General features: G+C 40.3%; 20 protein-coding genes. 6 read left to right on the top strand and 14 right to left on the bottom strand.

Annotated features, from left to right (window positions below):
- Nucleotides 1-8 precede the first annotated feature (8 nt).
- The 5 genes from asd to EHQ62_RS14540 all read right to left on the bottom strand — a co-directional run bounded on the left by asd (nucleotide 9) and on the right by EHQ62_RS14540 (nucleotide 5,729).
- The gene (gene asd / locus EHQ62_RS14560) at nucleotides 9-1,058 is read right to left on the bottom strand and encodes an aspartate-semialdehyde dehydrogenase (protein ID WP_135644085.1); all 1,050 of its coding nucleotides are present in this window, start codon (nucleotides 1,056-1,058) and stop codon (nucleotides 9-11) included.
- Nucleotides 1,059-1,094: 36 nt separating this feature from the next.
- A complete protein-coding gene (locus EHQ62_RS14555) occupies nucleotides 1,095-2,615 on the bottom strand; it encodes a hypothetical protein (RefSeq protein WP_135644083.1) in 1,521 nt (506 codons plus the stop codon).
- An 8-nt stretch (nucleotides 2,616-2,623) separates the two neighbouring features.
- A complete protein-coding gene (locus EHQ62_RS14550) occupies nucleotides 2,624-3,880 on the bottom strand; it encodes an MBOAT family O-acyltransferase (RefSeq protein ID WP_279638329.1) in 1,257 nt (418 codons plus the stop codon).
- 246 nt (nucleotides 3,881-4,126) lie between these two features.
- Nucleotides 4,127-4,342 carry a hypothetical protein gene (locus EHQ62_RS14545; RefSeq protein WP_135644400.1) on the bottom strand — a complete coding sequence of 72 codons (216 nt, stop codon included), beginning with the start codon at nucleotides 4,340-4,342 and terminating at the stop codon, nucleotides 4,127-4,129.
- Between the two features lie 955 nt (nucleotides 4,343-5,297).
- A complete protein-coding gene (locus tag EHQ62_RS14540; protein WP_135644077.1) occupies nucleotides 5,298-5,729 on the bottom strand; it encodes a phosphatidylinositol phospholipase in 432 nt (143 codons plus the stop codon).
- A gap of 247 nt (nucleotides 5,730-5,976) precedes the next feature.
- On the opposite strand from EHQ62_RS14540, the gene EHQ62_RS18590 reads away from it, so the two are divergent.
- Nucleotides 5,977-6,153, top strand: a complete 177-nt coding sequence (locus EHQ62_RS18590) for a hypothetical protein (protein ID WP_167482883.1) — start codon at nucleotides 5,977-5,979, stop codon at nucleotides 6,151-6,153.
- 105 nt (nucleotides 6,154-6,258) lie between these two features.
- Here the strand turns inward: EHQ62_RS18590 and EHQ62_RS14535 are convergent, their stop codons facing one another.
- Together EHQ62_RS14535 and EHQ62_RS14530 are read right to left on the bottom strand one after the other, a co-directional pair.
- Nucleotides 6,259-7,257 carry a hypothetical protein gene (locus tag EHQ62_RS14535; RefSeq protein WP_135644074.1) on the bottom strand — a complete coding sequence of 333 codons (999 nt, stop codon included), beginning with the start codon at nucleotides 7,255-7,257 and terminating at the stop codon, nucleotides 6,259-6,261.
- Nucleotides 7,258-7,259: 2 nt separating this feature from the next.
- On the bottom strand, nucleotides 7,260-8,525 hold the full coding sequence (locus EHQ62_RS14530) for a helix-turn-helix domain-containing protein (protein WP_244241792.1): 1,266 nt from the start codon (nucleotides 8,523-8,525) through the stop codon (nucleotides 7,260-7,262).
- Between the two features lie 284 nt (nucleotides 8,526-8,809).
- On the opposite strand from EHQ62_RS14530, the gene EHQ62_RS14525 reads away from it, so the two are divergent.
- From EHQ62_RS14525 to EHQ62_RS14510, 4 genes are all read left to right on the top strand, one after another.
- Nucleotides 8,810-9,562 carry a ParA family protein gene (locus EHQ62_RS14525; RefSeq protein ID WP_015679390.1) on the top strand — a complete coding sequence of 251 codons (753 nt, stop codon included), beginning with the start codon at nucleotides 8,810-8,812 and terminating at the stop codon, nucleotides 9,560-9,562.
- Complete coding sequence (locus EHQ62_RS14520) at nucleotides 9,546-10,367, top strand: ParB/RepB/Spo0J family partition protein (RefSeq protein WP_135644071.1); 822 nt, start codon at nucleotides 9,546-9,548, stop codon at nucleotides 10,365-10,367. Before EHQ62_RS14525 ends, EHQ62_RS14520 begins: the two co-directional genes overlap by 17 nt.
- 373 nt (nucleotides 10,368-10,740) lie before the next feature.
- Complete coding sequence (locus EHQ62_RS14515) at nucleotides 10,741-11,631, top strand: helix-turn-helix domain-containing protein (RefSeq protein ID WP_135644396.1); 891 nt, start codon at nucleotides 10,741-10,743, stop codon at nucleotides 11,629-11,631.
- Between the two features lie 52 nt (nucleotides 11,632-11,683).
- The gene (locus EHQ62_RS14510; protein ID WP_135644069.1) at nucleotides 11,684-14,194 is read left to right on the top strand and encodes a discoidin domain-containing protein; all 2,511 of its coding nucleotides are present in this window, start codon (nucleotides 11,684-11,686) and stop codon (nucleotides 14,192-14,194) included.
- Here EHQ62_RS14510 and EHQ62_RS14505 read toward each other — a convergent pair.
- Complete coding sequence (locus EHQ62_RS14505; RefSeq protein WP_135644066.1) at nucleotides 14,180-15,007, bottom strand: 1,4-dihydroxy-6-naphtoate synthase; 828 nt, start codon at nucleotides 15,005-15,007, stop codon at nucleotides 14,180-14,182. The genes EHQ62_RS14510 and EHQ62_RS14505 overlap by 15 nt on opposite strands.
- Complete coding sequence (locus EHQ62_RS14500) at nucleotides 15,004-16,167, bottom strand: AZOBR_p60025 family cell surface glycopolymer formation protein (protein ID WP_135644063.1); 1,164 nt, start codon at nucleotides 16,165-16,167, stop codon at nucleotides 15,004-15,006. Before EHQ62_RS14500 ends, EHQ62_RS14505 begins: the two co-directional genes overlap by 4 nt.
- A gap of 91 nt (nucleotides 16,168-16,258) precedes the next feature.
- On the opposite strand from EHQ62_RS14500, the gene EHQ62_RS14495 reads away from it, so the two are divergent.
- The gene (locus EHQ62_RS14495) at nucleotides 16,259-17,068 is read left to right on the top strand and encodes a magnesium transporter MgtE N-terminal domain-containing protein (protein ID WP_244241790.1); all 810 of its coding nucleotides are present in this window, start codon (nucleotides 16,259-16,261) and stop codon (nucleotides 17,066-17,068) included.
- Here the strand turns inward: EHQ62_RS14495 and EHQ62_RS14490 are convergent.
- Genes EHQ62_RS14490 through batA form a run of 5 tightly spaced genes read right to left on the bottom strand, consistent with a single transcriptional unit; the run spans nucleotide 17,052 to nucleotide 25,415 of the window.
- The gene (locus EHQ62_RS14490) at nucleotides 17,052-19,376 is read right to left on the bottom strand and encodes a sensor histidine kinase (RefSeq protein WP_135644057.1); all 2,325 of its coding nucleotides are present in this window, start codon (nucleotides 19,374-19,376) and stop codon (nucleotides 17,052-17,054) included. The two genes, EHQ62_RS14495 and EHQ62_RS14490, sit on opposite strands and share 17 nt — an antisense overlap.
- 57 nt (nucleotides 19,377-19,433) lie before the next feature.
- On the bottom strand, nucleotides 19,434-21,266 hold the full coding sequence (gene htpG, locus EHQ62_RS14485; RefSeq protein ID WP_135644054.1) for a molecular chaperone HtpG: 1,833 nt from the start codon (nucleotides 21,264-21,266) through the stop codon (nucleotides 19,434-19,436).
- Nucleotides 21,267-21,269: 3 nt separating this feature from the next.
- Nucleotides 21,270-22,841 (bottom strand): BatD family protein, encoded by a 1,572-nt coding sequence (locus tag EHQ62_RS14480; RefSeq protein WP_135644051.1) that lies wholly within the window; start codon nucleotides 22,839-22,841, stop codon nucleotides 21,270-21,272.
- On the bottom strand, nucleotides 22,825-24,462 hold the full coding sequence (gene batB, locus EHQ62_RS14475; RefSeq protein ID WP_135644047.1) for a VWA domain-containing protein BatB: 1,638 nt from the start codon (nucleotides 24,460-24,462) through the stop codon (nucleotides 22,825-22,827). Before batB ends, EHQ62_RS14480 begins: the two co-directional genes overlap by 17 nt.
- Nucleotides 24,462-25,415: a VWA domain-containing protein BatA gene (gene batA, locus EHQ62_RS14470; protein ID WP_135644044.1), complete on the bottom strand. Its 954-nt coding sequence runs from the start codon at nucleotides 25,413-25,415 to the stop codon at nucleotides 24,462-24,464. The genes batB and batA overlap by 1 nt, the downstream gene beginning before the upstream one ends.
- Nucleotide 25,416 lies beyond the last annotated feature (1 nt).

Below are 25,416 nucleotides of genomic sequence, written 5' to 3'. Positions count from 1 at the left end.
GTGAATCCTTACTTAAAATATCCTTTTTTATACAATAACTCAGCATTCAAAATGGCTGCCCCTGCAGCACCTCGAATCGTGTTATGCGATAAAACAACCCATTTCCAGTCCAAGATAGAATCCTCTCGTAACCTTCCGACAACAGTTGTCATGCCCTTTCCTGTGTCCAAATCGAGACGTGGTTGGGGGCGATCGTTTTCTTCGCGGTAAAGGATAGCGGGGTTTGGTGCAAACGGCAATCCCAATTTCTGAGGTTCCCCTTTAAAATCGGCCCAAACCTTTAAAATCTCTTCTTTTTTTGGTTTTTTATCAAATGCTACCGAAACACAAACGGTGTGTCCATCGAACACAGGCACTCGGTTACAATGAGCCGAAATTTTAAAATCTGCCGATTTGATGACCCCACCTTCTACAGTCCCCAAACATTTTTGTGGTTCGATTTCTGCTTTGTCTTCTTCGCCGCCAATGTATGGCACTACATTACCAAGGATATCCATGGTTGGAACACCAGGATAACCCGCACCAGAGATTGCTTGCATCGAAAATAACATCACTGATTTCAAACCAAACGCATCCATCAAAGGTTTTAAAGAAATCGTCACACCCATAATCGTACAATTTGAATTTGTGATGATCTTTCCTTTTGTTGTTTGTGCTGAGAGAACATCCAAATGGTGTGCGTTCACTTCCGCAGAAAGGATTGGGACATTAGGGTCCATCCTGTGATTTTTGGAATTGGATAAAACCATAACCCCTGCTTCCGCATAAGCAGTTTCCACTTCCCCAGCAATGGAAGCATCAAGACCGCTAAACACAAGTTGCACGCCCTTTGTTACATTTGGATCTGGTAATGAAATGATAATGTCTTTTGCATAAGAAGGAATGTCAGAAGAAATCTTCCAACGCGACTTCATCACCTCACCATAGGTTTGGCCTGCACTTTTTTCAGAAGCTGCTAAATGAGTCACCGTAAAATAAGGGTGATCCTCCAAAAGTTGAATGAATCTTTGACCGACGGATCCTGTTGCGCCCAGGACTCCAACTTTGATTTTTTCCATAATTTTCCTTATCTAATGTAAGGATTGAAAAACATGTTATTTCGGAAAGAGATTTCCAATTCTTTCCGCATAAATCGAATTCATTTGCTCCATTCCCACATAAGTGAAGTGATGGAAATCGGAAAATCCCTGCATCGGAAGTGCATTGTGGATGTCCCAAAAATGGACTGATCCTGATTCCAAAGATTGTAGGTATTGTAAGTGGTCTTTGTACCAGTCGGAACCTTCATACCAACGGAGTGAGATTGGATTTTCTGGGTTGTTGATGAGTAAAAAGGGAAGATTCCGATTTCGGAAATGTTCCGCAATTTTTTGGATGTAACGAAAATGGAAGATGGGACGGAATTTCTCGCTTCGAATCCGTTCTTTGGCATTTTTTAATGCGACTAAATAACCTATCCCCGGCCGCTTTTCCAAACCTTCTAACAATCGATAGTAAAAATACCGAGTGTAAGTTTCATCATCCATCCCATTGTAGCGAAAGTCTTCCGTCCTTGGCTCGCGTATGTATTGGACACCAGATTTCGGTTCTTCCAAACCAAAGGTTTGTTCTAAACGCACACCCATTGGATCCCAATGGTAGTCTAGGTAGGCACCACTTGCTTCATGGGCAAACCAAACTCGTTCCAGTGTTGCGGTGATTTGTTTATTTTCTCGAAAAAAAGCAAGATCCAAGTGGATTTTGGTCCAACGCGGCTCACGTAGTTCCACAACTTGTTTTGTTTCGCCATTCGAAAACTCCAACTGACACGAAGAACCGGAAAGTAAAAAGGGGGTCACCTCTAACCAAATCCCTTTTTCTTCCATTTTTTTGGTTGGGTAAAAGCTAAACTGTTTCCCCGTCCAACCAAGCCCGTTCACACCCTCAGGGATGGAAACACCCATATAAGAATGATAACTTGTATTCCGACCAAATCGGTGTTGGAAGAGATTTTGTAAGTTTTGCTCGTAAATATCTTTATAACGATAAAACGAAAAACCTGAGGAAACCAGATACCGCGAAAGAGTTTCCATGTCCATGGCAGATCCAACTTCTCTGATTGTCTCCCAAGGGAATACCCATAAAGATTGGGGAGCCTCCGTAAACGTCAGAGCATCTTGCACCATAACTGTTTCTTCCACGGAATCATTCCTTCCTTCAGGGAACAAAACATATGTTCGGTGGAGACGGTAATCAATAAAATTAACCGGATATACAACCAAATCAGGAGCCAAAGGCTCTAACCAACCCAGTAATAAATATACATAGAGGGGACTATTCCCCGCATATGCTAAATAAAAAACATCTACATCCAATGAAAATTTTTCAAGTAAGGACTTTTCCAATGCCTTTGCATCTAAGGAATAGTAAGCTACAGAACTACCCACAATGATGATTCGTTTTTTGGTTTTGGGAAGGGAACGGATCCTTTCATACTCATACAAAAAATTAAAGAAATGGTTGGTATTCCAAGGAGATTCGTTTGGTAAAAGGAATTGGATTTTCCTAAAAAACAAAAAATCAATCCCCACAAGAAACACCAAAAAACAAATAAGGAAAATAATCCGTTTTTTCATAAAATTCCCTAAAACACAAAGTAAACAAATGGTTTACTTTCCGCTGAATACAAAACGACGAGCACCAAACCGATCACTGCCAAAAAAGCAAAAAGCAACGATTTTCCTAAGGAATTTTGCATTTTTTGAAACATCCCTAACAACTGTTTGTTTTCCTTAAAGTATCTGGCCCCAATAATATGGCCTAATAAAAGAAGAGAAACACAATAAACAAACTTCATTTCTAAGCTGTAAGGCAGTGAAAAACCGTCTTTTTTCACAAAAACCCCCTGTAGGTAACACAGAGAATCCTCTAAATTGATACTGCGAAAGAAAATCCAGAGGAGAGTAACAATGAAAAATGTAAAAAGGATTTGGATTGGTTTCCAATTTAGGAAATGAAACTTTCCAACCTTCTCTGCCATCCACCTCTCCAAAACAAGAAACCCACCATGACCCAAACCCCAAATGACGAAATTCCAAGAAGCACCATGCCAAAGACCACCAATTGCCATGACGAGAATGAGATTGCGATAGGTAAACAATTGCCCCAATCGATTGCCACCGAGTGGGAAGTAGAGGTATTTTTTTAACCACTGGGAAAGGGAAATATGCCACCTGGTCCAAAACTCGGAAAATCCAGAAGCAAGGTAAGGCATTCGAAAATTTTCAGGCAAACGAAACCCAAAGAGAAGTGCCGTGCCTTGGGCAATATCGGTGTAACCAGAAAAATCACAATAGATTTGGAAGGAATAGGAAAACATCCCAATCCATAGGGACCGAGTCGACATACCGGCCGGATGAGAAAATACCAAATCAGAAACTTCAGCCAAATGGTCAGCCAATACCATTTTCTTAAACAACCCCAGTAGGATCAAAAAAATCCCGAAGAGGAGAGGGATCCGTGAAAAATCCATCGGCCGTCGGATTTGGGGCAAAAACGATTTCGCCGTCACGATTGGACCTGCCACCAATTGCGGGAAAAAACTGAGAAAGAGCAAATAAGATGAAAACTTGGACTCGGGATGCAACTCCTTTCGGTAAACATCCACTACATAAGAGACCGACTGAAAGGTGTAAAAAGAAATTCCAACTGGAAGGAGCCACTGGCTCCAAAATGGATCATCGGCTGGCAAAGGGCTTCCCGATATTATTGCCCAATTTTCAGCAATAAAGTGACCATATTTAAAGAAAATTAAGATTCCCAGGCTATTGGCAAGCGATACCCAAAGAACCCAGAAACGCCTGCGGTCCGAAGCGGAGCGAAAGATTGCCTTTGCGATCAAAAAATCAACCAAGGCAATCCAAATGATTAAAATTAAGTAGTAAATACTCCAATAACCATAGAATAAAAGACTAATAATAAGCAAATAAACGACCAAATATCGTCGAATTCTTGCTGAATAAAGTGATAGAATGTGCCCAAGTCGAGCAAGCGAAACACGGAGCAAGGAGTAGAAAAGAAATGTGGCACCCAAAAAAAGTGCATAGATTGCCGAATTAAATAGCATTTTATTGCTTAATATTAGTCATTATACATTGTATTTGCATTTTACCCCACAATTGGGGCAGACACAAGTGACTTCAGCCTTTACCCTTCGTCCTTTTGAGTCTTCCACCTTCCCAACAGCCACAAATTCAAATGAGACACCTTCTGGAACGAAGTGACCAGATCCATATTTTGCCGTTCCTTCAATCACATTGGAGCATGCGTGGCACTTCACCCGCAAACGTATCGTTTCTGCCATACCAGGGAAAGATGAGGAGGAGGACCTGTCTGGCAACCAATATTCCAAAATCTGCCAATTTTACAGGTGTATGCAATCTGTCTACACATGACATTTTGGCAGATATACCGCCAAAATTCAGAGGCGCCGGGAGGCAGAAACGGCAAAAACCCCGTTGTGAGACCTACAGGCGAAATCCCCAAAAATTCCTTATTTTCTCCGTTTAAATGCCGGATTTTCGGCAAAACGGGGCCGCGATGAACCCGCATCCAATCGCTCTACCCAATGCCTGCTTTGTTTCCTGCCCTCTTTAATGAAAGGGGCCCATCTCTATGCCTCTTTTCCCGATTCCCCTCGGAGTGCCATTTTTCAAGCATCCTTTGCGGGTGTTTTTTGCATCGGTAGACGGTCCTAATTGGCGCATTTTCGGCAGTGGGCCGAATCGAAAGGGCAATCTTTCGAAAGCCATTCTTATGCCCTCTCCTCACATCGACCATTTGGTCTGTAGCCGCCCCGAGTGACGTCAATTGGGCAACCATCGGATTCCTTACTTCTGCCTGATGGCTGGCGCCGGAAAACTGGCAGCTAAGGTGTTTCGGTGCCCACAGTTTGGCACTGGCTGCCTACTTGTCGTCACGGGGACTGATTGGATCCAAAGTTGCCTGCCCTCCCATCGCCACTTCTATGCCCAATCGGTCCCTCTAAATAAGTGACTTAATTTAGGCAGTTTTTACAATCTGGCCTTGGTTCGGAGCACGGGAGAGGAATTTCGGGGCCGCGAGGTGAAAAATCGCTTTCTTACAGCATATATTTGACTAAATTTGGGCATTTTTTTGAGATTTGATGGAAACGGTTGGAAGTGGATATTCCCGCCAATTCGCCCTGTGGTGCGCACAGGGAAGGTGAATGGCTAGGAAAAGTTCGGTTTTGGGTCATTGGGAACTACAACCCAAAGGAAGGACTACGGCTTCGTAGTTTATTTTTTAGATTTTGCTTGGGTAGATTTTGATTTTTTTACAGCAAGACTCGATTTGGCACTGGCCTTCTTGGGTTTTGTGCCAGAGGCAGTACTTTGCTGTTTGCTGGATTTTTTTCCAGACCGAGAACCTGTTCCTTCCGTTCCTGGCTCATCAACAGTGGCGAGGATGTCGCTAGGGATTCTTCCATTGCGTTTGACCATGTAGATGAAGTGTCGGACATACTGGGTGTAAGGCTCTGGGATGGTCTTTGGATCGAAGTCTTTTGGCTCCTGGAGGAGTTGGTTGACATGTGCCAAAGGGAGGTCGTCCTTACTCGTTGCCATGAGGATTTCCAATCGTTTGCAGATTTCTGAGTCATTGACTTCAGTGGAAAGTTTTCGCATGGCGTTGAGGAATTTTTGGAAGGCAACTCGCTTCGGCTGAGACATATCCCCAGAAAACCAAAAAGTCCTGGGTTGGCAATCGATTTTACGCCAAATTGCTCCGGACAGACGTAAGAATGGTTTGGCCCTACTTCAGAATTTGAAATGGAAAGAGGGATGAGGGTATTTGATTTTTCCAAGTGGGCAGAAAGTTGTGCATTTGAAATTGCACAAGGAACAGAAGTGATGCGAGAACCAGAAGTTTCATTTCCCAGATTGGAATGAAACCCAAGGAAGGATTCCGGAGTTTCCAATGCAATTTCTGTTTCGGATCCAACACGAACTTCTGCAATTTTTCCGTCGCGGAGTTCAATGGCTGGTTGGAGTGGTTCTTCCAAAAGGACAACGGGTTTGTCCCACTCGTTTGCCAAAAGACCAGATTGAGGAAAAATCAAAAATCCAAGCAGGCAGAGCAAGGGCGCAACTTTAAGCAAGTTCCGTGCCAAATTTTTGAATTTTACCGCGAAAAACATATAGATATCCATAGTTTTCACCGAAATCAGGGAAAAATAAAGCTTTTTTTTGGAAATTTTGGCTATTTTTTGTAGAGGGAAGCTCTTACCCGAAGTTTCCATTCCCATAAAACAATTTCATGTTCCAGGTCTTTGGCCAGGTCCTGCTCTTTGGCAAGTAGGGCATAAATCATATGGGAGATATCTTTCGAAAATCCCACATCCAATTCTTTTTCAAATACTTCCACTTGGAATTCTAAAATGAGAACTGCCAATCGAAAGGCTTCATTCATGGCAATGAGCTGTGGTTTGACTGAGTCAAGTTCCGGCTTCTTGTACTCATTTTTGATCATCACATCTAAAAATGTACGGATGAACATCACATCGTCAGAGGAAAGATGGAAATCAAGGAGGAGCTGTTTCACCTTATCGAGTTCCATGGCTCGCAAGTGGATCCTTGCAAGGAAAACAGGATTTTCGCTGTAGGTGTTTAGGTTCTGGTTTTTCGCCACATCGGTGGCACGGACTTTGTCATAGTCCACGACACCCTTGTCTTTGGATTCTTCTGTTTTAGGGGACTGCGATTCCGCAGAGGTATTGATCCTTTTTTTGATCACAAGGATATTCATACTTGGATAACGGATTTTGAAAGACACCATGTCCGAACGAGGGATCTCTTCGTCCACAACCAAAAACTGGGCCTGTTCACCCTTCTCCCAAGCTGCCATCAATTCTTCTTTGTTTTTGTAGTGGTAAATGACAACAGGGAGGACGTCACTTTGGCTCCCCGTTCCCAAATAAATCGTTTTGATTTCATTGGAGAATCCGTGTTGGTATGGGATGACCATTTTTCCAGCTTTGACATTCACAAAGGAAAGTTCCCCCAAGTGGAAATGGGAGACGTCGAAGTCGTCTCCGAAAAAACCCACCCGAGGGACATTGACCACAATGGAGTTGTTTTTGGCACCCTTGGGGACCTCAGGTCCCGACTCGGTAAAGACAACATAAGTCAGTTTGGAAAGTCGGACCTTTACGAGAAAACCGGCAGGGGTTTTTCGTTCTTCGTATACAGTATCATCCATCTTTACATCAAACCAAGTTGTTTCATTTTGTATTGGAGGGAACCCCTCGAGATTCCCAAGGCCTTCGCCATTCGGATTTGGTTCCCTGAGAAGATCCGCATCGCCAAAAGAATCTTCTGCCTTTCTAAGGCTTCTATCCCTCGCCGCAAGTCTAAATCTTCCGCATCAGGAATCTCTAAATCCATTCGGACTTTTCCAACCTCTAGATCAGAAACTTCCACCGTCTGGGTGCGACAGGTGAGAATTCCTGACAAGATTCGATTGCGTAATTCGACGAAATTTTCTTGGTAAACTCTACCGGAAAGCTCCTTTTCTGCTTGGGGGCTTAAAACCAGTCCCAACCGATTCTGAGTCCGGCAGAGCTCTTGGAAAATCGACTGGATGATGCGGACAAAACTCCCCTTAGGGAGCAGACGTAAGGAAGGCAAAAATATCGAATTCCGCTCGAGGAGTTGTTTGAATTCGGGGAGGATTTCCTGTCCAAATTCTGTTGGTCCCAAAAGGAAAAGGGAACCTTTGTAACCCGATTTCGACCACCAGTCGACAAGGATTTGCTGCTGTCCTAATGAGAAAGACTGGACGTTGGTAAACACGAGACTGCCAACATTTGCCTCCTTCCCCCATTCAAAGATTGCCTTTTCAAATTTGCCAAAATGGTCAGGGAGTGACTCCACAACTAGGATGGGAGCATCTGGATTTTGGCTCTGGTGGATCCACTTTGCTAGGGACTTTTTCCCTGTCCCCGCAGCTCCAAAAATGGAGACAATTCGATTCTCTCGGAATTCGGAAACGGCTGTTTCCAAATTGGAAATTTCATCGCGAAAGAAACGATGGGCTCCATCGAGAGAAACCGGAACTTGGCTGGCAGGAGAGTGAATGAAGTTTGCCCTCTCCCACTCGGTTCCAATTTTTTCTGCAAACAAAACAAGAAGTGCCAACACAGAAAAACTTGGTTTACCCTCAAGCTCTACCAACAAAAAACCAACACTCTCTTTTGCGTGGATCCGGATCCCAATGGCGTTTGTATTTTTCCCAAAAACCGGAAATTCAACTCCCGGAAAAGAAACAGGTTCTTTGGATGTCATGAGGGTTTCCCAGTGAACAGAACCCCTGTTTAAAAATGAATAATAAAAGCCATCCTCACCATATCCAAAACTTGCGGATTCGTAAAATGAATCTTCGCCTTCGGCTTTGAGGACCACAACCCCGCAATGCAATCCAAATTCGGTACACAGCTCAACCCACAAAGCAGGGAGGACGGAATCCATCCAATCTTTGCCTGTTTTGCCAGAGGCAAACAAGGACAGGGTGTGAGAATGCATGCTATGAAACTGTTTAAATTTAATCACTTTGTCAAGTACGTACCGTTTTAAATGTCGGATGTCCGACCAAAAGAGACGAGATAGTTTTTGCTAATTTTTGGTATGTCGGATGTCCGACAATGTGGGTAGAAGTTGTCCAAAAATCCTTTTTTTGGTCATTTCCAAAAATTCAATTGATCCCAATTTTTCGAAACGAAAGCATACCAATTGGGAAGGGAAACAAGAGATAGATGATCACCATTGCAGTTGCGAATCAAAAAGGCGGAGAGGGAAAAACAACTACTTCTTTGAATCTTGCCATGGGATTGGCTCGCCGAAATCTCAAAACTTTGCTCATTGATATGGACCCTCAGGCAAACTCCACTGGAATTTTTCTGAATCCGGAAACCGTTGAGAAAGACCTTGCCCATTTATTCCAAAACTCTGCCCATATCAAAGACATCATTGCGCCGGCGTATAACGAGCATTTGTGGATAGCCCCATCTAGCATGCGTTTGGCGGAAATGGAAACCGTTTCTGTTAACTCAGTGGAAGCTCCCTATATCCTGAGGGACTCACTCTCGGGACTTAAGGATTTTGAATTTGTAATCATCGACTGCCCGCCATCGCTATCGATCTTTACGGTGAATAGCCTTGTGGCCGCCAATTACGTCCTCATCCCCTTGCAGGCAGAAAAGTTTTCAATGGATGGGATTATGGGTTTACAGCAAACCATCTCCTCCATCAAAAAAAGGATCAACCCAGACCTAGAAATCCTAGGTGCACTCATCACCCAACTCAAACCCCAAACCCTTTTGACAAAAACCATCCTTCCTGTTCTTACCAAGTACTTCCGAATTTTTGAACACACAATTTCGGACGGGGTGGCCATTGGGGAAAGCCATTTGGCAAAAAAATCAGTTTATGATTACAACCGATCGTCCAGGCAATCTCAGGAGTATGAAGGTTTTATCGAGGAGGTTTTGAATGAGCTTAAAAAGTAAACGACTCGGTTCCCTTGCTGATATCTACCAAGCCGAAAACTTAGATGGCACCATTCGTACCATCCGGATGGACAAAATCCAACCCTCCGAACACCAACCTCGCCAAGAAAGGAAAAAAGGGATCGAAGAGTTAGCACAAACGTTAAAAGCAGATGGTCTGCTCCAACCCATCATCGTTTCTAAAAGCGACAAGGAAGGGAGTTATAAGATCATCGCTGGGGAAAGGAGATACCATGCTGCCAAGTCCCTTGGTTGGTCTGAAATCGAATGCAAAATCCTCAACCGACCCGACAAAGAAATTTATAAACTTGCCGTCATCGAAAACCTACAAAGGGAAAACCTCTCCCCCTATGAAGAAGTGGATGCCCTCGTTTTTTTGAAACAAGCACACAATTATACGGACCAAGAATTAGGAGATTTGTTTGGGAAAAGCCGCAGCTACATGACTGAGGTGTTATCCATCACCTCTATGTCAAAGGCCGATTTGGACAAATGTAAGAAAAACGAGATCTATAATAAAAACCTCCTGGTCCAAGCCGCACAGGCCGCCAAAAAGGGAAGTTTGGATGAATTCTTAACCCTCTACCATAAAGGCGCCCTGAAGACCGTTAAGGACGCGAAAGACTTTAACAAACAAGTAAAGTCAGGAGAACCACAAAAACCAAATCCCTCTCCCCTCTCGGGATACAAAATCCGGAGGACAGGAAGCGGCATCCAAATCCAATCTGATGACGAAATCTTACTCGGTGATATCTATAAATTTATACGAAAGGAATTGTCCAAAAAATACGGTGACTCGGCATAACCCAAACAAGTACTTAGCAGTCAAGTACTTAGGAAAAAAATTTTTAGTACTGGCTGGGAAAAATACTGTACGAACTTGACATCCACCAGAATCCGACAATAATGTGACATAATAAAACTATTTGAGTTTAAGCAGAAACCTTTTCGTTACGGAAAAGGTGAGGGGCAAGTTTTGTCCCAACCCGAAAAGAAAAAAATTCCCCTGGAACACCAGGGGGTCGGGGTTTCCCGAAGGAATGTTGTTGGATGAGACATAATTAACATTATGTCAGATAATGTCAACTCCTTCATTTTAATTGCTTAAAATTAGTTTCATTTTTGCAGAAAAATGGAGGAGTCCTGTGAGCGACTTGCGTCACCCCTATATCCGTCTGATGACCGACATCATAGATTCAGGTGTTTGGGCAGAGTTATCCCATGCCGCAAAGACCCTCTACCCGGTCCTATTAAAATTCAGTGATTACAATTTCAAACCAGTTTGGCCGAACACGGAAACCCTCATGAGGCTCACCGGATTCAAAACAAAAAAATCAATTGTTTCCGCCAAAAAAGAATTAACCAGTGCGGGGCTCTTATACCAAGTTCCTGGCAATGGGCGCACCTCTACTCGTTACCACTTCTCCTTCCACTACGAGGGTTCCAAAATTACCCCTCTGGGGGATACACAGATACACCTCAGGGAGCCAGAAAAAGATCCCTCTGGGGGGCCGAAATTGGATGCCAAGGGGGGTTCTTTTGGGACCCCTAACCATATTAATATAACTATATCCAATACAAACAATGCGCAAACGCCGAAAGAAATGGGAGAAGGACTTGGGCAAACCAAAGAAGAGAAAAAAGATTTTGAGTCTCTAGTGGATTTGTTTGGACCAGAGATTGCTTTGGAAGCTTATCGCAAAGCCGTGAGTCTACATATGGAATCAAATGCATCCTACGTCAAAACCCTTTGCCGTGAATTGGTCAGCCAGCAAAGAAAGGAAGTGCTTAATCTTGGGCAAATTCAATCCTCACCTGCAACCACCCCCCACCCCGCTTCTTGGTCTGGATTTTTGGCTTGGGCTTCCAAAGAATTAACGGAATCCTCATACCGCCAATTGGAAAGAGTGAAAGTGGAAACCGATGGGAATGTCATTGTGGTCACTTCCCCTGTGTTAGGCCATTTGAGACAAATCATCCAAATGTATTTTACGGAACGTGTGAAACCAGTGGTCCTTGTGGTGTTTACAGAAGTGGAAGAAGGCTCACGTGTGAGCGAAATTCGATAGACTGATTAGAAAAACGGTATTTTTTGGAAGGAATCATAACAGAAAAAAGCGCATGAAAGATCATTTAATCCGCACAAGCCACCCCTACTCTCTCCCCATTCAATCCGTAACAACTACGGGCACTTTTGAGATCAAAAATAACGAATTTTTATCCTTTATGGAAGAAAAGGAGCAATCCTCCCTTTCCTCGATCATCTTTCAATTTGATGATGTTGTTTTTTTTAATGGAATCGAGTTATTGCCTGGTAAAGATGGATTGGATTTTTTCCCAGATTCTTTTCGGTTTGAATTGTCCCATGATGGAAAGTATTGGGAACCAATCTTACAAGAATCATCCTTTAGAAAATCATTCAAAACGTCTGCCAAATGGTTATTTTCGTTAACTAGCGCTCGTTATGTGAAGTTCATCTCAAAAATTTCGAGAAAAGCAAGTAATGGGAAAAACAGAATTAGTTTTGGGCCTCTACGGATCCTCGTCAGTGGTGTGCAATCCATCCAAGTCAGTTCGGAATTGGACAGGTTGTATGTAAAAGAAAACTTATTTGATACAAGACCTGATTATGGTTGGTCTTCCAAAAAAAAGGAAGAACCAGCGGATGAGTATGTCATTTTAGATATGGGGTCTGTCAACAGAATCGAAGAATTCCGAATGTTGACAAAAAATGATCCGATTACCAATTTCCCAGAACGTTTCATTGTTTATTACAGTGAAGACGATCTGACTTGGCACCAGTTGCATGAAGAGAATTATTTTTTATCGGAACCAGGTACCTGGTACAAATGGCGTTTCCCTCCCGTCAATTTACGATTTTTGAAAATCGTTTTTGTCGATGAAAAACAATCGAACAAAAAAGAATACATTACCGAAGTCATCGAAATCGAACTCTATTCCAGTGCTGACAAAAAAGAATCTGGTGGGCCAACAAGAGAACCTCTCCCCTATGCTTCTGTATTAAGATCAGGGATCATCCGGCTTGCTGTTGATGGTGAAGTGAAAGAGGGAGTTGTTGTCCAGTCAAACGATAGGCGCCTTCGAGATGCCACAACGGAATATCGTGGGATTGTGGAACTTGCCTCCGATGGAGAAGAAAAACCTGGAGTGGCCGTACAAGGAAATGATAAACGCCTAAAAATCGCCACTGAACTCACACATGGACTTGTGAGGCTCGCAAGGAGTGGAGAGGCAAGGCCTGGGCTTGTTGTACAATCAGATGATGAACGTTTGCGAAATGCCACAACAGACCATCCCGGAATCGTAGAGCTTGCGTTAGATGGAGAGACAAGGCCTGGTGTTGCGGTACAAGGGAATGATTCAAGGCTTCGGGTAGCGACAAAAAAATCAGTTGGACTTGTTCAATTGGCAGAAGCGGGTGAAACTGCAATCGATAAGGTAGTCACAGGTGATGATCCAAGACTAAAGGATGCAACCACGACAGCGAAAGGAATTGTACAATTGGCACCCAATGGTGGTGAGGAATCAAATACCGTTGTCCAAGGTAATGACAAACGCCTCAAATTGGCCAGTACGGAGTCGCATGGGATTGTGCAACTTGCACACTCTGGTGAAACTAAAGCCGGTGTGGTTGTACAAGGGAATGACAAACGTCTCGCCAAAGCTGCGTTTGATGAAGCTGGGATTGTGGTTCTTGCCAATCACGGCGAAGCTGTTCCAGGTAAGGTAGTTTTATCTGACGATCCAAGGTTATCGGACAAAAGAGATCCAAAACCTCATACCCATCCTTACGCAGAAAAAGAACATGATTTCAATTCCCATACAGGTTTATTAAAGATTACTGGCGAAGCCGAATCGATTTCTAAAGGATATGTCCCTCCCCAACCAAGTGATGCCATCATTTACGGTAAAAATACAAAAAACGGATCAGGTGTACTGGGTGTATCTTCTGGGATTGGTGTTGTTGGATTTGGGGAATCCATTGGTCTTTATGGAATTTCCAAAGGCAAAGACAATACTCGTTCTGCTGGTGTCTTAGGTGCCGGAACTTCGTCACCTGGTGGTCGTTTTGTTTCACAATCAGAGTTTGCCATCATTGCAGACGGGAAAGGGATCCCCGGGTACGAATTAACAGGGTCTGGGAAAGCGATTTATGCGAACGGAGAGTCTGTATTCGATGGGAACCTTCGCATTACAAAAGATGGTGGTGAAGAATGCATTGCTCGGTATTTCCGCTTGGATGGGAAAGATGTGATCACATCCGGTGACTTACTTGTGGCTACAGAAGAGACAGGTGTGCTTGGTAGGTCCAAACACCCCTACTCTACCAATGTGATTGGAGTTGCGGTATCCAATGCCAATCTTGTGTTTGGGAAGCAGGAGAAAGGTGTGGAGTATGTCCTTGTTGCCATGTTAGGAATTACGAAAGTCCATGTGGATGCGACGCAAGTGCCAATTTATCCGGGAGACCTTTTGGTATCAGGACTTTCTTCTGGTCATGCAATCAAGGCAGATCCCGCAAAACTAAAACCAGGAATGCTTGTCGCAAAAGCCATGGAAGTTTGTAAAAAAGACAAGGGTCATATCCTTTGTATGTTAACTTTCTCCTAAAAATAAGGGTGGGATTGCTGTGGGTTTTGGAACGAAACCTGCATCAATTGCCCGTCTCAGTAGGTAGGAGACAGCGTTATGGCCTTCTTCGCCTAGTTTTTTTGTGAATCCATTTACATATAAATTGATATGAGATCGGATCACCACCTCATCTTTGTTTTGTGAGTTCTCTTTAATATAATCCATCATCTCTTTTGGTTCAAGGTAGGCTTTTTCTAAACTCCGTTGTAATTCCATCTGGAATTGTAATGCCTCTTCTCTTGGGATGTCACGCCTGATGGCAATGGCACCAAGTGGGATTGGGTAACCCGTGGAAGATTCCCACCATTCGCCAAGATCTACCACTTTCTCAAGCCTCCTTTCCTCATATGTAAACCTTTCTTCGTGGATGATGACACCCAAACTATCGTCTTCTAATAAAAGTTTTGGGATGATTTGGTCATACCGAAGGGCTGTTGGTTTGTGTGTTCCATTTGTATACAAAGACAAAAGCAAGTTTGCCGTTGTCATTTGCCCTGGAATGTATAGTTGTTTGTAGTTAGCAAGACTTGTGTTGGAGTTTTTTTTTCGCACAAGAATGGGACCGCAACCCCTACCCAAAGCAGATCCTGTTTCCAACAAAATGTATCGATCCATGATTTGGAAGTAGGCAGCAAACGAAAGTTTTGTTACTGGGAATTTGCTTTCTTTAGCAAACTCGTTTAGATTCTCTACATCATAGAGTTCTTCTTTTACTGGATAATTGGGATTTCGGATCAAATGGTAAAATAAAAATGTATCGTTTGGGCAAGGTGAATAGGCAAGAGAGATCATATTGCTAAAAAGTACTCCTTCTTTGGTGTGATAAAAAGAATGCGAATGAGTAAAAAGAAAAATAACAATGCTGATGAAGTTAAAAAAAGTTTCAGGCCAATGTTTTTTTTATCCTCTATGAGTAGGATTGAAAATGGTAAAATCAATGTGAACATCCGACTGAGGTTATCAAAGGATCGCCAATAGCCCTCTTCTGCAATGGCGATTACCAATAGGCTTCCAAGGATTGGTAAAAGGATCTCCAGCTTCTGTAGCGATGGTTGGCGGAGAGAGCTGAAACATAAATAACAAACAACAAAAAATGAGAACAGAAACAAAAGTTTTGGAAATTCTTTGATTTTAAAATGGAAAGATCCATTTTCGATAAAACTTTTTGCAAAACCAAATAAAGGGTAATCAGTCATATCACGAAAGCCAAGAGGGTTTGTGCCTAAGTGATTGGGTGTTGCAACCCACCCATAAATGATAAACACGATGAATAGAATTCCTGGGATGGAATATAATAGAAGGAGTTTCCAGTTTTTTTTCAGTAGAAATTGAAGTCCAATAGGTGCTAAAAATAAAATTCCCAGTTCTCTTGTGAATACGGTGAAAAAGAAAAATAGGAATGCAAGAAAGTGTTTTTCTTTTGAATAAAAATAATACGCAATCAAGGCCAGGCTCACAAAGAATGAATCGGCAACTAGCAGTAGATTGGCGTTAAGTGAATAAGGTGAAACAATGTAAAATAAAACCAACCATTTTGAGTTTTTTGGCAAAAGTTCATAAAGACAATAAACAGATAAAATGAAAACTGAAAAAAGTAAAATTAATGTTAGAATTGGATAGTTTGCAGAACCAAATAGGAGGGATAAAGTTCCCGATGCAAAGGAAAGTCCGATGCGATGGTATCGAAAATAAAAACTATCCACAATCAAATCCCATTTTTCATCAGCAAACAGGTCTTTTGCGAGTAAGTAAAAAAATTGTCCATCATACCCGCCCGAAGAATAGATCACAAACTGGGGATCAACTAGGTTTGGATTGATTTCGTAAAATCCTTCCCAAATGCCGATGAGCGCTGAAAGTGAGTTTCCATAGGGTTCTGTTTTGGCATAAATGAGCCCTACGACACCTAAAATGAACAAAATCAAAACAATCCAAAGATCTCTCGGTTTCACTCTTCCATTTTGTAAAATTTAATGGATTTTGAAAGGAATTTCTCTGGAATTTTAAGAAGATTCTGGCAGTTTGTATCCAAAGTTGGGGCAAATGAAAGAAGTTCTCGTTACGATTCAAACCGTGTATCAATATTTAGAAAAACTGGGTCCTAAAAAATCCTTTCAAATATTGAAAAATTTAGGTTATGAAAAACTACTTTCACTCACTGGAAAAGTACCTAAAGAGAGACTCATTGTTCTTACACAAAAGTTAAGCGAAGAAACAGTTGTTGAATTGGTAAACCAAATCCCTGAGAAAATTTTAGTGGAAATGATCAGTGAAAATGATGATGATGATTTGGTTTATTTCATCCATTCATTATCAATCACAGATTTAGCAACTGTTTCAAAAAGTATCCCTCCAAAAGATGTTGGCCTGCTTGCGAAAACCTTGGGTCGGGAAGTCAGCGTTGAAATCTTAAAATCACTTGGAATCCAGAAGTCCATTGCCTTACTTAAGGAGATTCCCATGAGGGATTTTTTATGGTTAGTGGACCAGGTCCAAGTAGAACCAATCCTTCGACTCGTGAATGAATTGTCAGTGGCTGATTGTAAAAAGTGGATCAAACAAAGGGGGCTGGAAGAATTGCCCATTTTACTAAAGTTTTTTGGTGTATCCAATGTATTAGAGATTTTTAAAAAATTGGGCATGAACCAAGCTCTAGCAATGATGCATTTACTTGGAACCAGAGAAATGATGGAATTGTCAGTGATTTTATCCAAAATGCAATTAGCAGAATCAGATATACCTTCTCACCTACCATTCAAAACAAAGATGGAACCTGGTTTGCAAAAGGCTAAAGTAGCTGTCAAAAAGAAGCCTTCAGCCAAAAAGAAAAAACAATCTAAACGGTCGCATTGATCTTTGGGAAGTAGAGACTAAACTTACTACCTTCTCCCATGGTGCTCTCCACAAAAATTTCTCCAGACATTTTTTCAACAAGAGACTTAACAATGGATAAACCAAGGCCTGTCCCACCTATCTTTTTGTTATCTGATGAAGGAATTCTAAAGAATCGATCAAAAATTTGATTTTTGTAAGTAGGATCAATTCCAATCCCAGTGTCTTCCACGATGATTTCTACTTTGCCGTTGGATTCTTTAAGTGAGATTCCGATTTTTCCTTTAAACGTATACTTCAATGCGTTTACATAAAGGTTTGTAATGATTTGTGAGAACTCAAATTTTATTCCTCGGATAAAGAGTCCTTTCTTTAAAGAAAGATCCCACTCAATTGATTTTCCTTTGGCTAGATGTGAATTCATATGAATCACATCCTCAATCACAGGAACGGGATCAAAAATTTCGACTACTTCCACTTCTTTGTCTTTTTCTCGCGAAGTCGTTAACTTTAGAAGGTTTTCAATTAGAAAACTGAGCCGTTTGGCATTTTTATCAATCACTTCCAACATATTGGTATGTTCTGCATTAAATGGCAAAGAAGTGTCTGATTTAAAAAATTCCAAATACCCTCGGATATTGGTCATAGGACTTCTTAATTCGTGGCTTACATTGGATATGAATTCATGTTGCAAACGTTCTTGTTCTTTACGTTCTGAATTTGGGCGGAATTGTACTTGGTATCTTTTTTTGGGAGAGAGGAGAATGGATGTAAAACTAATATCAACTTCCACTTTCGTACCATCCTTCGCCAAAATTTCGACATCAGGCAAAGATAACATGGTGTCTGAAGACAAATCTGATCCAAATCCCAATTGGCTAGAAACTTGTTTTCCTAAAATGATATCTTCAATTGTCATCTTTGTTATGTCACCACGTGTATAACCAGTAAGTAATCGAAATTGGTTGTTGGCTTCTAAGATGCTTCCTGTATCTGCATCCACAAGGGCAATTGCTTCTCTTGAGAATTCAAATAAATATCGATATTTTTCTTCCGAATATTGTAAATCTACCGCTGAACGATCCAGTTTGATTTCTAAAATTGAAATTAGGTTTTCAAGTTCCGTGATTTCTTCTCTTTGTAATTCGATTTTTGCATTAAAAGAGTCTAACATGGAGTTGACGAGAACTTTTACTCGGTTATCTAACTGTAATGTTTCGTCTGTGTTGAGTCTTGATCCATAATTACCTTGTAACATATCCAAAACAAGTGAATTGACATCTACAATGAGATGCCTGACTGCATTGAGTTTTCGATAATTGATTTGGGAAGGGGCATGAAGTTTTACATTGGTTGGTTCTTGGAAGCTAGATAATTTCCTAACATCAAAAACCTTTTTCGGTTCTAAGGCGGATAGGATTTCCTCAAAGTTGAGTGCCGCTGACACAGCTTCCGGTTGGATCACACGTCGTATCAATCTAAAGTAAACATCTTTAAGAAGTGGATAGAGTGAGGATTCATCTCCAAGGTGCGAAAAAATCCCCTTTTGGATCAGAGGGTGTGCCGTAAGAAGGTTTTTTGTCTCCCCTACTCGTAAATGTGGATAAAAATGAGAGAGTTGTAAGTCATCCCATAAATTTCCTGTTGATTGGTTTGTTGTGTTTTGGAGGAAATCAATTGCTTTTTTGACAGCAAGTAATACTCCTGAAACCTCTCTACCTGTTTTGAGGATTGCGTCTCCACTAAATGCTAGTAAGGTGGATGGATATAAAGTATTTGGTTTTAAGATGGGAAGGTCTAAGGAGTTCCCAAAATCTTGAAAGTTTTTTAGGAACGGGCTCGAGAAGGAATCCGAAACGAGGCCCAAACAATTCGGTTTTAGAAATTCTTTTTCTTCTAAAAAACCTGGAGTATCGATGTATCGAACTTTAACGGGGTTTTTGGGAGCATATTCTTCTAAAAATTTTTCAGCGAATAATCGTTCAACAGAATTGATGTGGGGTACTGGTAGGATATAGGCTTTGTTTCTTGTGAGATCTTCTGGTTTGAATTGAAATCTTGAATAAAAACTTAATGGTGAATGGTAAAGATAAATCCCTTTATAAATTCGTTTGAGTTTGGATTTCTTTAAAAAACTTTCTTGTAGATACGCAATGGTGGGAATTTCTCCAGCTTCCACCCGACCTGCATCGAGTAAGGGCAAAATGGCTTTATGGTGAGTGTTTAAATGAAGGCTTACTTTAACTCCGAACTCTTCGAAATAACCTTTTTTGTAGGCAACTACAATGGGTAGGGAGCTAAGGCGACTTGTTATACAAATCTGGATCACATGGCAACAATTCCATTTGCGGGAATCGTTGCCAAATCTTTCATTTTGGAAATTGTCTTAAGTCGAAAAAATCTCCTGCAAAAATTCTGTAGTTCTCTTTGTATATTCGGAGACTTCTTTTTCGTCCATTACTTTGGCTGAGAGGAGAGAAAGGTCATAAATAACTCTAGCAAGTTTTTTCCCTTTCTCTGGGTTAACGCCCTCAAACGCCTGTAAGGCGGATTTTACGAGTGGTGATTTTGAATTTACCATTAACGTATGAGACTTGAGTAATGATTTTGTGTCCTCCCTGTTAAACATGGAGTTCATTTCTGTCATCCTTCTCATAAATTCGGGAAGTAAAATCACGCCTGGGACTTCTACTGATTTTAGTGCTTCCACTTTGACCTGAACACCTTCTGTTGGAAGTGCTGATTGGAACAGCTTTGTGATCCGGCTAGATTCTGTTTCGTTGGCTTCGTTCACAATTTCAGTTTTAGAGTCTTTATCCAAAACTTGATCAGCAAGTTCCGAATCAACACGTTGGAATTTCCAGTCAGGATTTTTGGTTTCCAGATGTTGGATGAGGTGTGAATCAATTTTAGAATCTACAAGTAAGGCCTCTAGTCCTTGTGATTTCAGTAATTGCATGTAAACGGAACCCATTTCGGTTTCATTTGCATAAAATATCTTGTTTTGGTTCTTTTCTTTATTTTTGTCCCAATATTCAGCAACGGTTGAAAAACTGTTTTCTGAATTTTTGAAAATGATATGATCTTTCATCGCATCATAAAATTTTTCATCTGTCAGGACTCCATACTTCACGAAAATGGATATATCGTTCCAGTTCTCTTCGTATTTAGTTCTATTTTTCTTAAAATCATCAATCAAACGGTCTGCCACTTTTTTGATGATATGGTTAGAGATTTTTTTAACCAATGGATCGTTTTGCAGATAGGACCGAGAGACATTCAATGGTAAGTCTGGTATATCGATGGTACCTTTGAGTATGGTCAAAAATTGTGGGATCAATTCGCTTGCATTGTCACTTACAAAGACATGGTTACAAAACAATTTGATTCCATTTTTAGATGCATCCAATTCGTGAGTGAGTTTCGGGAAGTATAAAATCCCTTGTAATCGAAAAGGATAATCTACGTTTAGATGGATATGAAAGAGAGACTCACCTGAAAAAGGAAAAAGGTATGAGTAAAAATCTTTGTAATCGTCAGCGGTAATTTTAGAAGGTTCATCAGACCAAAGTGGTTTCTCTCGGTTTGCCTTTTCCCCTTGCACGTAAATGCCAACTGGTAAAAAATCACAGTACTTTTTAATTAGTTCTTTTAACTTCCACTTATCGAGGTATTCACCAGATTCATTATCAAGGTAGAGTGAAATTTTTGTGCCTCGATTTTCCTTTTCGATCGTGGTAATTGTGAAGTCTGTGCCTGATTCGCTAGACCACATAACGGCAGTTTCACCTTTTTTGTAGGACTTTGTTTCGATGGTTACTTTTTTAGAAACCATGAACGATGAATAAAATCCAAGACCGAAGTGGCCAATGATTTCTGCTTTGTTTTCAGAGTTTTGGTATTGTTTGGCGAAGTCTGTTGCACCAGAAAAAGCAATTTGGTTAATGTATTTTTTGACTTCTTCACCAGTCATTCCAATCCCATTGTCTTCAATTGTGAGAATTCGTTTGTCTACATCGAAATCTAAATTGATTTTATAATCAGTTCCTCCATCAAATTCTTCGCTAAGAGAAATCTTTTTTAGTTTTGTAATGGCATCACTTGCATTTGAAACAAGTTCTCTTAGAAAAATATCTTTTTCTGAATAGAGCCATTTTTTTATGATTGGGAATATGTTTTCGGTTTCGACACTGATTTTGCCTGTTTCTTCTTTTGACATAGTTTACTCCTTCGGTTGAATTTTTTTTGTTATTGTTAATACTTTGGTACGGTCTTTGGAAGATAATCCTTTGTACAAACCTTGGAGGTCGGAATTTGGATCTGACTCCAATATTTGGGTGAACCACTCGGAATCAGAACTAGGAATTCCTTGTTTTGTTAAGTATTCCGTTAAAAAGAATCCCCGTTTTTTCCCAAAACTTTCCACAGTCGCAACAAAGGATTGGATCTCCAAATGAAATGAATACTTCTTAAATCCTATGTAGGAAAAAATCCCAAAAATCGCAAGTAAAACTAAAGTAAAAAATGGCCATTCTAAATTTACTTTTGTGTTCTGTGGGATTGTTTCTAAATTCAGATTTCGTTTTGGTAAAATTTGAAACTCTGGGAATGGCAATTCGAGAGTGGTGTATTTCTTTTCAGAAAGAGAAAAAAAACTGAATCGATACGGTTCAATGATTTCTTTTTTTTTGTTTAGTACTTGGTAACTGTATAAAAATTTAACCTTAGAATAAAATCCATATTCACCAGAATCCAATTGTTGGAAAGTTTTCGATTTGGTTTGTGAGATACATTTTATTTTTGCGTTCGAAAAATCCATGGGTTTGATTCCTTCAAATCCACCCTCCCCTTCAATATTCACTTCAAAATAAGCCGTTTCCCCTTCATAAACTTGTTTGGGTGTGGAAATAAATTTGAGTTTGAAATTACCGATGGCTCCCGTAAAACCTTTTGGGGACTTGTTTGGTAAATCAAGGACCATTACCTTTGTTGGATTTGTTTCGATTGTTTCTTGGATCGAATTGAAGCGAAGGCTATCACCTGTAATGAATTTTGTTTTACCTAATGTGAATGTTCCTGATTTTAAAGCAGTCAATCCATAAATTTCTTTTGCAAATACCATCGTTTTTTTGGGAGTATTGTTTCTCAATACTTCTGGTTCAATTTGAACGGAAACTTGTCTAAGGGTTTCGGAAAGAAAAAAGGGAAATGAAATCGAATGGTTTGGGTCCCTCTCTAAGAATGGTTGCCTGTAATGGGAATAGTACAACACAAAATATCCGACGATGGGTTCTCCTTTATAAAACACGGATTTGTTAGTATGGAAAGCCACTTCCGGTATTTCATTTGTATCGTTATCATCGAATTCAAATGGGAATGGGTTCATAAAACCGTTAGGATTGTGTTTCGTTTTTTTGCTTACCTTAAATTTAATGGGAGGTGAAGTATATTTTTGTTGGTCATATTCAACAGTAATTTCTGGGAGTTGGAAACTTCCTTCCGTTTCCGTATCAACATAATAGTTGATGATTTGGGATTTTGTTACTTTTAAATTGATAATTTGTGTTTCTGTGCCACTTCCAACATAACGCACTCGAACTCCATTTTGTTTGAGACTCGTTTGTAATACTCGAAAAGGTTTGTCTCCGAAAGCTTTGATTTCGAGTTTTGCATATTCACCTAACGAAAATTCGTCTGGGTGAAAATAAAATTCAACTTCATTTGGCAATATTTGAGAAAAGGGAAAGGAGATGAAAACTAGGATGAGGGATAAATTTTTACCAAAATTTTTCATTATCGAAGGAACCTCCCCTTTTATTTTTTAGAATCGAATCATTCGTAAAAGGTTCCATGATTCGGTCTACGTCCGAAGGATTTTGGTTCTCATGTTCCGTTTTTTGGTTTTCCTTGGGTTTTTCGGAAGGTTTTGGGTTTTGTGATTGTCCTTGGTGATTGTTTTGATTGGAATTCTGCTTTTTGGTTAAGTGTTCGATGTTTTTTTTCGCTGCTTGGTTATTTGGATTTTCTTTTAAACTATCCAAATAAGAACGAAGGGCTTCTTTCTTTTGGCCTAACTTTGAATAAATGTTGCCTAAGGCAAAATGAGCTTTGGATTTCAGTTCAGAATTTGCTTTTGGGTGATTGATTGTTTTTTCGAGAAGTTCCTTTGATTCAGAAAATTTACCCAATTGGTAAGCTGATGAAGATTCGTTATATAGTAACCTAGGATCATCTTCGATGTATTCTTTTGCTTTTTGAAATTCTTTTTCGCTTTCATTATAATTTTGGTTCTCATAAGCTTGTATCCCTCTTTCGATTGCATTGCCACCTGGATCCAATTCCCATGCATGGATTTGGTTTTGGAATGTAAAAAAGAATACAAGGAGAAGGGCAGATTTCAAAAATGGATTTTTTTGCATTTGAATGGACAAAACTCGTTCTAGAAGTAATAAAAAAAATGCAATCAATAGAAATGGATGAGCCCCATCTTCATTTTTAAACCGTTCCAAACGTTCAGTTTTTGTTTTTTTCATTGAGTCAATTTTGTCTAGAAGCTGGTATGCTCCATCTTCATAGAAGGATACATTGGTGTATACTCCATTGTATTGATTGGCAAGATTGTATAAGAATTCTGCGTTTAACTTTGTAATGATGACATTATCCGAATAAGGTGAATCTACTAAGTTTGAATCATAAGTGACAAAACCACCTTTCCCTGTGCTTGGATCTCGGAATTCGATGGGTCCTCCTTCTTCTGTCCCGATCCCCCATACAACAACATCGCCTTCTAAGTTTGGCAGTTTTTGTTTTTCATGATCTTCTCCATCCGTTACAATGACTGTGACCATTGACTGTAGATTTTTACTTTTTTTTCTAACGGTCTCCACCTTTTCTAATGCATTTCCTAGGTTGGTTCCTTTGGCACCTACCATTTCTACTCCCAATGATTTAATGTAATCGGAAACAGCTGTAATGTCTGAGGTGAGAGGGCAATAGGCAAAGGATTGGCCTGCAAATACAATCATTCCCACTCGGTTTCCCTTTAAGTCAGGTAACAAACGTAAGCTTAAATCTTGGAATCGTTTCAATCGATTTGGTTTTACATCGATTGCATTCATCGATAAGCTTACATCGACAACAAAGAGGATATCGCTTGATTCAAAATTTTTTGTGGTTTCGGCATCCACAGATTTCACTTTGTACAAGGACTCAATGGCAAAAAATAATGCCAATAGGAAGATTGTGGATCTAACAAATAAAAGTATCGAATTTGTTGTTTGAAGTCTATTTTTAAGGGAAGGATGTTCCGATTTTATTTTTTCTGCAGAGTGATTGATGAATATTTTTAAAACGGAGAGCATTGCCTCAAACGACAATGTGATGATGCCATAAATGATGATTGTATTTGTATCCATCAAATTTTCTCGTGTAAGGGGTATAGTTTCAAAAGCAAATAGATGAGTAATGATAAAAAGAAGAAGTAAACAAATTTAGGAAAATGTGTTTCATGGATTTCTAATGGTTTGGATGGCAAATCTACAACTTCGAGGCTATTAATTTCATTAAGAACTTCTTGTAAAATCTCCGGAGACTCAGCTCTAAAAAAACGTCCATTCGTATTCATTGAAATTTTAGCAAGAGAATCATAATTCACTTCGTATTGGCCTTCTTCTTTGCCAATACCGATGCAGTATACCTTTACTCCAATTGCTTTGGCAGCATAAGCAGCTGTTTCCGGATCAAGTTTCCCGGTATTGGAAACTCCGTCTGTCAGAAGTATGATGACTTTAGACTTTGCTTCTGAATTTTTGAGTCGGTATGTGGACAATACAAGGGCATCTCCAATTGCTGTACCTTGTTCTTCTATGTCTTCACTCGAAGTTTCAGCAATTAGTTCTTCTAAAGCATAACGATCGCTAGAGAGTGGAGATTGTAAGTAGGCAGCTCCAGCAAACAAAACAATTCCGATTCTATCATATAATCGTTTTTGAATAAAGATCCTTAATAAATCCTTGGAAACTGCTAATCTATTTTTTGGCAAAAAATCATAAGAATTGACCATGGAGCCCGATATGTCAAGGGCAATCATAATATCCACACCTTTCGTGGTATCTGGAGTTAGTTTGTATTTTTCTCCTGGTCCTGCTGCTGCTATGATCAGAAAGAACAGAGCTAGGTACACCAAAAATTCAGAGATGATATACGTGATGGTTCTGATCTTTATGAAAAGTTTTTGTTTGGGTTTTTCAAAACGGTCTGATTGTAAAAGGAAAAGTGGGCCATATGGATTTTTTCTCCATTGGTAAATATAAATTAAAACAATAGGTAAAATTAAAAAAAGTAGCAAAGGTCTTTGGAGTTGGTCCATT

It is taken from the genome of Leptospira jelokensis (assembly GCF_004769635.1).
Lineage (GTDB): Bacteria > Spirochaetota > Leptospiria > Leptospirales > Leptospiraceae > Leptospira_A > Leptospira_A jelokensis.
Note: the sequence above shows the minus strand (reverse complement) of the source record. Positions and strands in the feature narration are given on the sequence as shown.